This is a genomic window from Burkholderia pyrrocinia (assembly GCF_003330765.1).
GTDB classification, from domain to species: Bacteria; Pseudomonadota; Gammaproteobacteria; order Burkholderiales; family Burkholderiaceae; genus Burkholderia; species Burkholderia pyrrocinia_B.
In genome coordinates, this window is record NZ_CP024903.1 from 869,769 (window position 1) to 882,311 (window position 12,543).

Sequence of the window (12,543 nt, forward strand, 5' to 3'; positions counted from 1 at the left end):
GGAGCGGCAGGCCGGCGACATCGGCACGCGCGAGCGTCCGATGCTCAGACATCGCGTTTGCCGATGGATCGTGTCGCCACGGCTGATCGCCCGGTTGCGCGCTGGCGCGGCCGGACCATCGACAAGAACAGGGAGGGGCCGGCAATGAGGCTGGACGACGAAAGAGAGAGCATGAACGTCGAGGATCGCCGCGGTGCCGGCGGTTTCGGCGGCGGGCGCGGCGCGACGATCGGCATCGGCACGATCGTGGTCGCGCTGGCCGCGTCGTATTTCTTCGGGATCGACCCGCGCGTGGTGCTCGAAGGCGCGTCGGCGCTGCAGGGCCGCCAGCAGCAGGCGCAGCCCGCGCCGGCGCAGCGCCAGGGCGCGCCGGCGAACGATCCGGGCGCGGTGTTCACGCGCAAGGTGCTCGGCAATATCGAGCGCACGTGGACGGGCGTGTTCAACAGCCAACTGCATGCGCAGTACGAGCCGCCGAAGCTCGTGATGTTCACGAACTCGACGCCGACCGCATGCGGCACGGGCCAGACGGCGATGGGGCCGTTCTACTGTCCAGGCGACCGCAACGTGTATATCGATCTCGGCTTCTACGACGAACTGCGCAAGCGCTTCGGCGCGGGCGGCGATTTCGCGCAGGCTTACGTGATCGCGCACGAAGTCGGCCATCACGTGCAGAACCTGCTCGGCATTTCCGACAAGGTCGACGCCGCGCGCAGGCGTTCGAGCCAGGCGCGCTCGAACGCGTTGTCGGTGCGGATGGAACTGCAGGCCGACTGCTTTGCCGGCGTGTGGGCGAACAACGCGCAGCACGCGAACCAGCGGCTGATGGAACCCGGCGATTTCGAGCAGGGGCTGAAGGCGGCGGCCGCGATCGGCGACGATCGCCTGCAGCAGCAAGGGCAGGGCCGCGTCGTGCCGGAAAGCTTCACGCACGGCACCAGCGACCAGCGCGTGTACTGGCTCCGGCGCGGAATGGAGTCGGGCGAGGTGAGCGCGTGCGACACGTTCGCCGCGAACGCGCGCTGACGTTCGCGTACTTTGGGCGTTCGCGCACGTCGGAGGCGGTCGTGCGTGAACCTCCGTTGCGGTAGCGCGGTCACGCGTCCGGCATCACTTGCACCCGACCTTCGCCTGATCCGCTTCAGGAAACCTGTCCGGATAACGAAAAGACACCCCGGGCAACCGGCACCATCAGTAGACCGCTGGAACGCCGGGTGGACGGTGTTTGAAGCGTCGATGCACCCAGTAATACTGTTCCGGAAATCGCATAATCTGCGCCTCGAGAAACGCGTTCATTCTCCGTGCATCGGTCGTGTCACTTCCAGATGGGAAATCGCTGAGCGGCTCGAAGATGGTCAGCTTGTATCCCTTGAAATTCGGCAACACCTCCGTCACGAACGGCACCACCCGCGCATGGCCCAGTGCTGCAAGCCGCGAGACGGAGGTCAGCGTGCAGGCGGGAACGTCGAAGAATGGGACAAACACGGAGTTGTCGATGCCGTGATCCATGTCCGCCGCGAGCATGACGGGTTTGCCGGAACGAAGGATTCCCAGGATCTTTCTGGCGCTCGTGGAGCGTTCGATCATCTCCGCGCCGAACCTGCCGCGTTGTCGCTTTGCAAGGTCGCAGAGACGCGTGTTCGACATGCGTGTGTACAGCGCTGCGACAGGAAACTGCATCGAGTACAGCATGCATCCGACCTCGATGCCCACGAAGTGGAACCCCATGAAGATGGTAGGCGGCGCATCCTTGTCTTCGAGATCGATCTTGCTTTCGATCTGGACGATATTCTTTATTGCCTGCGCACTACCGAACCACTGAATGCCGCGTTCGAGATAGCTGCGGACAACCTGCCGAAAATGATCCTTCGCAAGATCGTTGTACTCACGTTCGGTCTTTTCCGGAAAGCAAAGGCGCAGGTTGACGAGTACGACATGTTTGCGGCGACTCGGAAGCGCATACAACGCCGCCCCGAGAACACTGCCAAGTCTGGCGACCAGCGGGTACGGCAGGACTGAGAAAGCGCGCAGCAGCGTGACGACGAGGGCGTGACCGAGTTGTTCCAAGAATTGTTCCTGAGCGCCATGTGGGAATGTTGTCGTTCGCTAACAACGAACGTCCATTGAGGAAAATGACAGAAGCAGCGTCGTCGTTTTGGCGCGCCAGGTTGCGGCGGGGCGTTGCGGGATAGAAAATCGCGTCTGGACCGAATTTCCCGCCCTGATCGAAGCAATGGCCGGCGGGATGAAGATGGATGCCTGAAAATGACAATAATGAGCTCGCCGCGAGCGACCGCATTATCACATGCCCGGTCGGGTGTCCCCGTCCTGTTTTTGTCAGCTCGCTGATTGTTTCCCCGTTGGTCGGATACCGGCAGACACCGGACCGCTTGCAGCTGTTGCCCGGGTGGCTGACATGGGGCGGACGCAGTTACTTCCGGCGATCGGCGCGGCGATTTGCCGATTCGGGCTCACGGGCGCGTGGCGGCCGCGCGTAGGCTGGCCTGGTTTTCGTCGCATTTGCCCGCCCGCCGATACCGTTCATGCCGACTTCCCCCGTCACTGCCGATTCGGACGCCGCCGACTGGCGGCGCGCGCTGCGCGCATGCGTGGACGCGTTCGACGCGTTCGCGAGCCCGTCCGCGATCGTGTTCTACCGACTCGACGCGAGCGGCGAGCCGGCCGATTTCGAGCTGTTCGGGATGCCGGAGTCGATGCATCGCACCTACGTCGCGCGCTACCGGATGCTCGATCCGCTGCATCCGTCGCGCTGCGCGGCCGGCGAGCGCGCGGTCGTCACGCTCGCTTCCCAATTGCCTGACGAAAGACGCGATGCGTCCGCGTACTGGACCCGTTTCCTGAGGCGGCACGACGTGGCCGACGTCGTCGAGATCTGGCTGCGCGACGCGGGCCGGACGGTCGGCGCGTTCTCGTTGCTGCGCTTCGGGATCGGCGCAGCGGGCAGCGGCGTGGCCGGAAATGGCACGGCAGGCCGGTTCGCGCCCGGCGAGGTCGACGCGCTCACGCGCCTGCAGCCCGTTGCCGAGGCCGCGCTGAGCCCGCTTCTGCGCGCGCGGCGCGGGATTCACCGGATCGGCTGCGAAGAGCGGCTGACCTATCGCGAGGAGCAGATTGCGCGCCTCGTGCGCGACGGCTGCTCGAACAAGGAGATCGCGCGCGATCTTGCGCTCGGTCAGCCGACCGTCAAGACCCACCTGATGCGCATGTACCGCAAGCTCGGCGTGTCGAATCGCACCGAGTTGGTCGGGGCGCTGTTCCTGTAGGGATCGGGCGTCTCTGCGGCGCCATCGTCCGTTCCGGCTTCGTCAACGACGGGTTTCCGATCGCTCGCCGGCCGAAAGCTTTGTAAAAATTTGCCGCCCCACGCGCTGCCAATTTGCGCTCACCGAGCGCGATCCCTCGTCGATACAGTGGTACGGCGTCCGCGTGCCAACGCGCATGCGGCCCAGCCACGACAATCATCGAGACGCCCATGAGCAACACGAACTTCGTCGCCGTCAGCGACACCGTGCGCACTTTCGTTGCGCGCGATTTCGGCCTCTTCATCGACGGTGAAATGCAGCCCGCGCAGGCGGCCGCGCGACTCGACGTATACGACCCCGCGACGGGCGAGCGGCTTGCGACGGTCGCGGATGCCGACGAACGCGATGTCGACCGCGCGGTCGCCAGCGCGAAGCATGCGTTCGACGCCCGCGTGTGGAGCGGGCTGCGCCCGGCCGACCGCGAACGCATCCTGCTGAAACTCGCCGACCTGATCGAACGCGACGCCGAAACGCTCGCGCAGCTCGAAACGCTGAACCAGGGCAAGTCGATCCACGTGTCGCGCGCGGTCGAGGTCGGCGCGAGCGTCGAATACGTGCGCTACATGGCCGGCTGGGCGACCAAGATCACCGGCCAGACGCTCGACGTGTCGATCCCGTTCCCGCCCGGCACGCGCTACACGGCCTATACGCGCAAGGAGCCGGTCGGCGTGGTCGCCGCGATCGTGCCGTGGAATTTCCCGCTGATGATTGCGGTGTGGAAGCTGATTCCCGCGCTCGCGGCCGGCTGCACGATCGTGCTGAAGCCGTCGCCGGAAACGCCGCTCACCGCGCTGCGCCTGGCCGAGCTCGCACGCGAAGCCGGCGTGCCGCCCGGCGTGTTCAACGTCGTCACCGGCGGCCGCACGTGCGGCGCCGCGCTCGCGAGCCACCCGTCGATCGCGAAGATCTCGTTCACGGGCTCGACTGCGACCGGCAAGCTGGTCGGCGCGGCGGCCGTGCAGAACATGACGCGTTTCTCGCTCGAGCTCGGCGGCAAGAACCCGATCGTGATGCTCGACGACATCGACGTCGCGCAGGCGCTCGACGGCGTCGCCGCCGGAGCGTTCTTCAACCAGGGGCAGGTGTGCGCGGCCGCATCGCGCATCTATGTGCACCGCAGCAAGTTTTCGCAGCTCGCGGACGGCCTCGCGGGCGTCGCGCAATCGATGAAGCTCGGCGCGGGCCTCGACACGACCGCGCAGATCAACCCGCTGGTCTCCGCGCAGCATCGCGACAAGGTCGTCCAGCACATCGAAGGCGCGCGCCGCGCCGGCCTCACATTCCTCGCGGGTGGCACGTCGGCCGACGACCTGCCCGGCTATTTCGTGAAGCCGGCGGTGATCGCCGATCCGCATCCGGACAGCGCGATCGTGCGCGACGAGGTGTTCGGCCCGGTGATCGTCGTCATGCCGTTCGACGACGCGGCCGACGCGGTGCGCCTCGCGAACGCGTCGCCGTACGGCCTGGCCGCGAGCATCTGGAGCAACGACCTGAAGCGCGTGATGAACCTCGTGCCGCAGATCGAGGCCGGCACCGTGTGGGTGAACTGCCATATCCCGCTCGACCCGTCGATGCCGTTCGGCGGCTACAAGCAATCGGGCATCGGCCGCGAATTCGGCCAGTACGCGATCGAAGGCTTCACCGAAACCAAATCCGTCTGCATCGCGCACTGACGCGCGGCGCGAACCTCGAACCCGAACGACCCCAGTTCAAACGATCCGACAGTGGAGACTGCAATGAGCTACAACGAAGCGAAATTCTGGCATCCGATGGTGCACCCGAACGAAATGAAGCAGCGCAAGCCGATCCGCATCGTGCGCGGCGACGGCTGCTACGTGTTCGACGACGAGGGCCGGCAGCTCGTCGACGGCGTCGCGGGCCTGTGGAACGTGAACGTCGGCCACAACCGCCAGGAAGTGAAGGATGCGATCGTGCGCCAGCTCGACGAGCTCGAATACTTCCAGCTGTTCGACGGCATTTCGCATCCGCGCGCGGAAGAGTTGTCGAAGAAGGTGATCGACCTGCTCGAACCGGAAGGGATGCGCCGCGTGCTGTACAGCTCGGGCGGCTCCGATTCGATCGAGACCGCGCTGAAGATCGCGCGCCAGTACTGGAAGGTGCGCGGCCAGGCCGATCGCACCAAGTTCATCTCGCTGAAGCAGGGCTATCACGGCACGCATTTCGGCGGCGCGTCGGTGAACGGCAACACGGTGTTTCGCCGCAACTACGAGCCGAACCTGCCCGGCTGCTTCCACGTCGAGACGCCGTGGCTGTACCGCAACCCGTTCACGCAGGATCCGGAGGAACTCGGCCGGATCTGCGCGGAAATGCTGGAGCGCGAGATCCAGTTCCAGAGCCCCGACACGGTCGCCGCGTTCATCGCGGAGCCGATCCAGGGCGCGGGCGGCGTGATCGTGCCGCCGGCCAACTACTGGCCGCTCGTGCGCGAGGTGTGCGACCGCTATGGCGTGCTGCTGATCGCCGACGAGGTCGTGACGGGCTTCGGCCGCAGCGGCAGCATGTTCGGCAGTCGCGGCTGGGGCGTGCGCCCGGACATCATGTGTCTGGCGAAGGGGATTTCGTCGGGCTACGTGCCGCTCGGCGCGACGGTCGTGAACGCGCGGATCGAGGACGCGTTCGCCGCGAATGCGGACTTCGGCGGCGCGATCATGCACGGCTACACGTATGCGGGCCACCCGGTCGCGTGCGCGGCCGCGATCGCGAGCCTCGATATCGTCGTGAAGGAAGACCTGCCGGCGAATGCGGCGAAGCAGGGCGCGTATCTGCTCGAAGCGCTGCAACCGTTCGCGGAACGCTTCGCGGCAGTCGGCGAGGTGCGCGGCAAGGGGCTGATGCTCGCGCTCGACCTCGTCGCGAACAAGGAAACGCGCGAGCCGATCGACCCGCTGTCCGGCTATGCGAACACGGTCGCGGAAGTCGCGCGCGAGCACGGCGTGCTGGTGCGCCCGGTCGGCACGAAGATCATCCTGTCGCCGCCGCTCGTGATCCAGCGCGAGCAGCTCGACCGGATCGTCGACGCGCTCGCGGCAGGCTTCGAGGCCGTGCCGTTCGCCTGACGGCGTGATCGCGTGACGGCAAACCGGCGGCGGGCGGCCTGGCCGTCACCGCCGGTTTGCCGATTTGCGCTATGACCGGATTATTTTGACTGCGTATTTTTTCGACATCGGATCAACGTGTGATCGACAGGGGACCCGGGTGCAGTCAGCGCTGAAGCGCCGCCCCGGGCCGACCGCAAGGCAAGGGACCTCGGCCGCTGTCGAAGCGGCGGTTCAGGTCGACAAAGGAAGGAGACAAAGATGTCGGGATGGTCAGGAGTTACCGGCGCCGCGGGCGACACGCCCGCCGGCACGCCGGCCGAAGCGGGCGGCGGCACGGCGCTGAAGGCGGGCGCGGTCGGTTTCCCGACCGCGCTGGCGAGCGCGGTCGGCCTCATCATGGCAAGCCCGGTGATCCTCACCGCGACGTCGGGCTTCGGGATGGGCGGTTGGGCGTTCGCGGTCGCGATGATCATCGCGTTCGTGATGATGCAGGCGCAGGCGACCACGTTCTCCGAAGCCGCCGCGATGCTGCCGACGGCCGGTTCGGTTTACGATTACCTGTCGTGCGGGCTGGGCCGCTTCTGGGCGATCACCGGCACGATCTCCGCGTATTTCCTCGTCCACGTGTTCGCCGGCACGGCGGAGACGATCCTGAGCGGCATCATGGCGCTCGTCAATTTCGAATCGCTGAACGCCGCGTTCGAGAAGCACAACAGCTCCTGGCTCGTCGGCGTCGGCCTCGTGGTCACGTTCGCGATCACCAACATCATCGGCATCAAGGTATTCAGCAAGCTCGAGATCGTGCTGACGGCCGGCATGTGGCTGTCGCTGATGATCTTCGGGATTCTCGGGCTCGTGGCCGCGCCGGCCGTGCACCTCGACGGCTGGTTCGGCGGCTCGGAAGTCGGCACGTCGGTGCCGGCCGTGCTGTCGCTGGTCGGGATGGCGATGTTCATGTTCGTCGGCTGCGAGTTCGTCACGCCGCTCGCGCCGGAGATGAAGGCGCCGGGCCGCACGATTCCGCGCGCGATGACGCTCGGCCTCGTCGGCGTCGCGATCTGCATGTTCCTGTACGGCGCGGCGATCCGCCGCCAGGTCGCGAACGTGCCGGTGAGCCCCGACGGCCTCACGCACCTGCTCGACACGCCGGGCGCGATTCCCGCGTTCGCGCTGCAGGTGCTTGGCCCGTTCGGCCGCATCTGGTTCGGCATCGCGTTCCTGTGCGCGGGCGCGGCGACGATCAACACGCTGATGGCCGGGCTGCCGCGCATCCTGTACGGGATGGCGATCGACGGTGCGCTGCCGCGCTGCTTCGCGTACCTGCATCCGCGCTTCAAGACGCCCGTGGTCGGCATCGCCGCGGCGGCGATCGTGCCGATCTTCCATGCGTGGCTGATCAACGGCAATCTCGACAGCATCCTGCACCTCGTGCTCGCCGCGACCTGCGCGTGGGGCACCGCGTACCTGCTCGTCACCGCGTCGGTGGTGATGCTGCGCATCCGCCGCCCGGACCTGCCGCGCCCGTACCGTTCGCCGCTGTTCCCGCTGCCGCAGATCGTGTCGAGCGTCGGCATCGTGCTCGCGATCTGGTACATCACGCCGCCCGGGATGAACGCGCGCGACATCTACGTGCCGTTCGGCGCGATGCTCGGGCTCACCGCGCTGTACGCGCTGTTCTGGACGCTCGTCGTGCAGCGCCGCCATCCGTTCAAGCCGGTGCCGGTCGAGGAAGTGCTGCGCAACGAGCACGTCGCATCGTGAAGGCCGCGCTCGCCCGCTGGCGCGCGGCGCCCGACGCGCCGCCGCCCGGCCATCGGCCCGGCGCGATCGCCGCGCGCGTGCTCGCCGACCTGCGTGCCGCGCGCGATGCCGATGGCGTTGGCAGTCCGACGGCCCGGCTGCCGAACGGCGTGCGCGTGAGCATCGAAGAGCGCGTCGAGCGCCAGTTCCTGATGCATACGGTCAGCGTGCAGGTGGTGGCGACCGCATGTGGCCCGGCCGTGCAGGGCCGCGCCCGCGTGCGGCAGACCGGCTGGCTGCGCCGCACGGGCATCGATGCGATGCCTGAGCAGGGATGCGACCCCGGATTCGTCAGCACGGTGGCGGCCCTCGTCGCCGAGCCATCGCTGGCCGATGCGCTGCGGCCGCTGCACCTGGCCGATTGCGCGATCGACGCGCGCGACGGCCGCTGGACGCTTGCGATCGTGCCGTTCGGCGGCAGCGAGGTCGTGAACCGGATGCCGTCGTTTCGTCGCTACGTCCGGCTGACCGGCGAGCAGGCGGATGCGCTGTCGGCGGCCTGTCTTGCGTTCGAAACCGCACTACGCAGAATTTTGCAGGGGTAAGCTTTGACGTTGCGTGCCGTGCGAACCCGGCGGCCGCATCCAGGAATCAGGGTTTTACCGGAGATGCCGATGCTGTTCCAGTCACGCTCACACGAAGACGTGCACGATCACGGGCTCGCGATCGCGGGCTGGCATCAGGTCTACCGCCAGATGACGCCGGGCCGGTTCAAGGGCACGGTCACGCAGGTGCTGTACGACGATTTCCATTTCTTTCGCGAAACGACCAACCGGCGCGTCGCGCAAACCGGGCTCGCACCGGCCGGGCGCACGTCGCTCGCGGTGCCGCTGTCCGTGCCGCTCGCGGGTACGTTCCAGGGCCAGCCGGTCGACGGCTATGCGCTGCTGGCGCTGCGCGCCGGCGAGGATTTCGAATTCCACACGCCGGAAGGGATGGGGCTCGTCGGGATCAGCGCGGCGTCCGACATGGTCGACGAGCTGTGCGAGGCCGAATTCGGCGCAGCCGGCGCGCGCAGGCTGCGGCACGTGACGCGGCTGTCCGACGCACAGGGCGTCGCGCTCGGCGTGCGGCTGTCGTCGCTGATCGACGACGCGCAGCGCAACCCGGGCCACCTCGAATACGCGGCCACCCGCAAGATGTTCCGCGACGCGATGCTCGGCATGTTCCTCGATGCGCTCGAACAGGGCATCGGCATCGAGCGCCGCGACATCACGCACGCTACCTATAGCGACATCGTGAGCCGCTGCGAGAAGCATCTGCGCGACCGGCCCGAAGAACCCGTTACCGTGCTCGAACTGTGCCGCGCGCTGCGCTGCAGCCGTCGCACGCTGCAAACGAGCTTCCAGCGCGTCGCCGACGTCACGCCGGTCGGCTATCTGCGCACGATCCGGCTGAACGCGGTGCGTCGCATGCTGCGCACGACGTCCGTGCAGCAGCTCGGCGTTGGCGAGGCCGCCGCGAGCTGGGGTTTTACGCATCTCGGTTATTTCGCGCGCGAGTATCGCGACCTGTTCGGCGAGCTGCCTTCCCGGACGACGCGTCCCGAATGACGCCGGCGCACCCGCGACGGAACCGTCGCGGGCAGCGCGCTCCACCGTTTGCCGATTTGCGATAGAGGTCCTGAATTTTCGCTGGATAGAGTCCTGTCACCCATATCGACAACACCATCGGTTTGCACTGCGAACCGATGACAACAGAGGGCGGGACATGAAGATCGGACGACGAATGGCCGCGGCCGCGGCCGCGCTGGGTTGCATGCACGCATACGCGCAGACATCGGGCAGCGTGACGCTGTACGGCACCGTGGACACCGGCATCATCTACTCGACGAACCAGCAGTTCATGCGCGCCGACGGAAGCACGGGCGGCGGGCATGCATGGCAGATGGGCGGCGGCAACCTCGTGCCGTCCCGCTTCGGGTTCCAGGGCGCCGAGCCGCTCGGCGGCGGGCTCGACGCGGTGTTCACGCTCGAGCAGCAGTTCCTGTCCGCGAACGGGCAGGCGCTGCAGGGCGGCACGGCATTCAGCCGGCAGGCATGGGTCGGGCTGCGCCAGGACGGGATCGGTACGCTCGGCCTCGGCCGGCAATACGACTCGTACACGGACATGCTCGGTGCGTATGTGTCGAGCAACAACTGGGCGACGCCGTACGGCTCGCATCTCGGCGACGTCGACAACCTGAATGCCGCGTTCAACTTCAACAACGCAGTGAAGTTCACCAGCGCCGATTTCAACGGACTCACGTTCGGCGGCACGTTCAGCTTCGGCGGGCAGGCCGGCGACTTTTCCGCGAAGCGCGGTTATGCGGTGGCGGTGACGTATACGCGCGCGCCGGTGGCGTTCTCGGTCGGCTACCTCGACCTGCATCAGCCGCTCGACGCGGCGCTCGGCGGCGCGAGCGGCTATATCGGCGATTTCGCGTGCAGCAATCCGGGCGCGATGTACTGCCTGCTGCAGGATGCCGGGTCGATGCGCGCGTTCGGCGCGGGCGGCTCGGTGACGCTCGGCGCGGCGACGGTCGCGCTCACCTACACGCATACGCGCCTCGGCGACAGCCGCTATTTCTCGACCACCGCGCAGCCGCGCACGCAGGCGTTCACGTTCGACATCGGCGAGCTGAACGTCACGTATATGTTCACGCCCGCGCTGCAGGGCGGCGTCGCGTACATCTTCAACGCTGCGCATACCGACGGGCGCGGCACGACGCGTTTCCACCAGGTGAACGTCGGCACCAACTACAGCCTGTCGAAGCGCACGGCGCTGTATGCGGTCGCGATCGGCCAGATCGCGAGCGGGACGGGGCTCGGCACCGACGCGAACGGCAACGCGGTGAACTATGCGCAGATTCCGGTGCTCGCGAACAGCAACTCGAGCCGGCAACTGGCGGTGATGGCCGGGATTCGCGTGAACTTCTGACGGGGCCGGGGCGGCCCGGCGGGCGGGGCAGCCGGGCCCGGCGGCGGCTTCTCCTGCCGCGTGCCATAAATTCTTAACGATCGGCGTGAACAATGGCGTTCGCTTCAGGCAGCCCGAAGCGTCGCCCGCGTTGCACACGTGTGCAACGCCTGGCTGTCCCGCCACCACGCCGAACGAGAGAGACCTCATGACCTTGCCGAGCCGCCTGCGCGCGCTGTCCGCCGTCCTTGCGCTGTCCTTCGCCGCCATGCACGCCGTTGCCGCGGATCTCGTCATCGCAGGCCGCGACGACATCTACGGCAAGGGGCTGGCCGACGCCGTCGCCGGCTTCAACAAACTGCACCCGGGCACCGAGATCGAGCTGCTCAAGCTGCCGAACGCGAACCTGTACCAGAAGCTCAAGCTGTCGATGCGCGAAGGCACCGGCGCGTACGACCTCGTGATGATGGACGACACATGGGCGCCCGAATTCATCGGCAACGGCTGGCTGAAGCCGCTGCCCGCGTCGCTCGCGGACGCCGATCTCGTGCCGTCCGCCGTTGCGCTCGGCCGCAACGCGGCCGGTGCGCTGTACGCGCTGCCGATCGTCGGCAACGTCGAGATGTTCGCGTACCGCAAGGACCTGCTTGCGAAGTACAAGCTGCAGCCGCCGCGCAACTGGGACGACGTGCTGAAGATCGCGCAGACCGTCGGCGGCGCGGACAAGAGCGTGTCGGGCGTCGTGTTTCGCGGCACGAAGGGCAACCCGGTCGTGACGGGCTTTCTGCCGATCCTGTGGGCATACGGCGGCGATGTGTTCGACCATGCCGGCAACGTGACGATCGATTCGCGCGAGGCGCAGGCCGCGCTGAAGACGTTCCTCGCGCTGAAGGCGTCCGCTCCGAAGGACGTCGACGTGTACGGTGCGGCGGAAGTGCGCGATGCGCTGCAACGCGGCACGGCCGCGCAGTCGATCGAGGTGTGGCCCGCCTGGGTGCCGGCGCTCGACGATCCGAAGCAGTCGCGCGTGGTCGGGCAGATCGCGTTGCAGCCGCCGCCCGGGCAGACCGCGGGCCCGGCGCCGATGCTCGGCATCTGGCAGATGGGCATTCCGAAGGACGCGCCGCACGCGAAGCTCGCGCAGGACTTTCTGGCTTACCTGACCGCACGCGACACGCAGACGCGCCTCGCCGCGATCGGCATTCCGCCGACCCGCCGCAGCGTGTTCGCCGATCCGGCGCTGGTGCGCCAGTACCGCTGGTATCCCGATCAGCTGAAGGCACTCGAGGCCGGCCGTGCGCGGCCGCGCGTGAAGGACTGGCAACAGGTCGAGAGCATTCTCGGCGACCAGCTTCAGCTCGCGCTGACCGGGCAGGCTGCGCCCGACGCCGCGCTGCGCCAGGCGCAGCAGAAGATCGCGCAGGCGATGGCCGCGGCCGGCAAGTGACGGCCCGCCTCGATAC

The 12,543-nt window shown here is 67.4% G+C and carries 10 protein-coding genes; 9 read left to right on the plus strand and 1 reads right to left on the minus strand.

From position 1 onward, the window contains the following. Positions 1–144: 144 nt before the first annotated feature. Positions 145–1,026 carry a neutral zinc metallopeptidase gene (locus CUJ89_RS21385; protein WP_114179447.1) on the plus strand — a complete coding sequence of 294 codons (882 nt, stop codon included), beginning with the start codon at positions 145–147 and terminating at the stop codon, positions 1,024–1,026. A gap of 165 nt (positions 1,027–1,191) precedes the next feature. Here the strand turns inward: CUJ89_RS21385 and CUJ89_RS21390 are convergent, their stop codons facing one another. Further along, a complete protein-coding gene (locus tag CUJ89_RS21390; RefSeq protein ID WP_114179448.1) occupies positions 1,192–2,067 on the minus strand; it encodes a lipid A biosynthesis lauroyl acyltransferase in 876 nt (291 codons plus the stop codon). A gap of 476 nt (positions 2,068–2,543) precedes the next feature. Between CUJ89_RS21390 and CUJ89_RS21395 the strand changes: the two genes are divergently transcribed. The 8 genes from CUJ89_RS21395 to CUJ89_RS21430 all read left to right on the plus strand — a co-directional run bounded on the left by CUJ89_RS21395 (position 2,544) and on the right by CUJ89_RS21430 (position 12,527). After that, complete coding sequence (locus CUJ89_RS21395; RefSeq protein ID WP_114179449.1) at positions 2,544–3,284, plus strand: helix-turn-helix transcriptional regulator; 741 nt, start codon at positions 2,544–2,546, stop codon at positions 3,282–3,284. Positions 3,285–3,493: 209 nt separating this feature from the next. Then, positions 3,494–4,996 (plus strand): aldehyde dehydrogenase family protein, encoded by a 1,503-nt coding sequence (locus tag CUJ89_RS21400; protein ID WP_114179450.1) that lies wholly within the window; start codon positions 3,494–3,496, stop codon positions 4,994–4,996. Positions 4,997–5,059: 63 nt separating this feature from the next. Further along, a complete protein-coding gene (locus tag CUJ89_RS21405) occupies positions 5,060–6,400 on the plus strand; it encodes an aspartate aminotransferase family protein (protein WP_114179451.1) in 1,341 nt (446 codons plus the stop codon). A gap of 240 nt (positions 6,401–6,640) precedes the next feature. Further along, on the plus strand, positions 6,641–8,143 hold the full coding sequence (locus tag CUJ89_RS21410; RefSeq protein ID WP_114179452.1) for an APC family permease: 1,503 nt from the start codon (positions 6,641–6,643) through the stop codon (positions 8,141–8,143). Continuing rightward, positions 8,140–8,727: a DUF3156 family protein gene (locus tag CUJ89_RS21415; RefSeq protein WP_114179453.1), complete on the plus strand. Its 588-nt coding sequence runs from the start codon at positions 8,140–8,142 to the stop codon at positions 8,725–8,727. The genes CUJ89_RS21410 and CUJ89_RS21415 overlap by 4 nt, the downstream gene beginning before the upstream one ends. Before the next feature lie 69 nt (positions 8,728–8,796). Next, positions 8,797–9,735 (plus strand): helix-turn-helix domain-containing protein, encoded by a 939-nt coding sequence (locus CUJ89_RS21420; protein WP_114181488.1) that lies wholly within the window; start codon positions 8,797–8,799, stop codon positions 9,733–9,735. Between the two features lie 157 nt (positions 9,736–9,892). Further along, a complete protein-coding gene (locus tag CUJ89_RS21425) occupies positions 9,893–11,101 on the plus strand; it encodes a porin (RefSeq protein ID WP_114179454.1) in 1,209 nt (402 codons plus the stop codon). A 187-nt stretch (positions 11,102–11,288) separates the two neighbouring features. Further along, a complete protein-coding gene (locus CUJ89_RS21430; protein ID WP_114179455.1) occupies positions 11,289–12,527 on the plus strand; it encodes an ABC transporter substrate-binding protein in 1,239 nt (412 codons plus the stop codon). The last annotated feature ends 16 nt before the right edge of the window (positions 12,528–12,543 follow it).

What these genes read in the sequence shown, in the direction of transcription:
- CUJ89_RS21385 (WP_114179447.1), top strand. Translation starts at nt 145, where the DNA reads ATGAGGCTGGACGACGAAAGAGAGAGCATGAACGTCGAGGATCGCCGC.
- CUJ89_RS21395 (WP_114179449.1), top strand. Translation starts at nt 2,544, where the DNA reads ATGCCGACTTCCCCCGTCACTGCCGATTCGGACGCCGCCGACTGGCGG.
- CUJ89_RS21400 (WP_114179450.1), top strand. Translation starts at nt 3,494, where the DNA reads ATGAGCAACACGAACTTCGTCGCCGTCAGCGACACCGTGCGCACTTTC.
- CUJ89_RS21405 (WP_114179451.1), top strand. Translation starts at nt 5,060, where the DNA reads ATGAGCTACAACGAAGCGAAATTCTGGCATCCGATGGTGCACCCGAAC.
- CUJ89_RS21410 (WP_114179452.1), top strand. Translation starts at nt 6,641, where the DNA reads ATGTCGGGATGGTCAGGAGTTACCGGCGCCGCGGGCGACACGCCCGCC.
- CUJ89_RS21420 (WP_114181488.1), top strand. Translation starts at nt 8,797, where the DNA reads ATGCTGTTCCAGTCACGCTCACACGAAGACGTGCACGATCACGGGCTC.
- CUJ89_RS21425 (WP_114179454.1), top strand. Translation starts at nt 9,893, where the DNA reads ATGAAGATCGGACGACGAATGGCCGCGGCCGCGGCCGCGCTGGGTTGC.
- CUJ89_RS21430 (WP_114179455.1), top strand. Translation starts at nt 11,289, where the DNA reads ATGACCTTGCCGAGCCGCCTGCGCGCGCTGTCCGCCGTCCTTGCGCTG.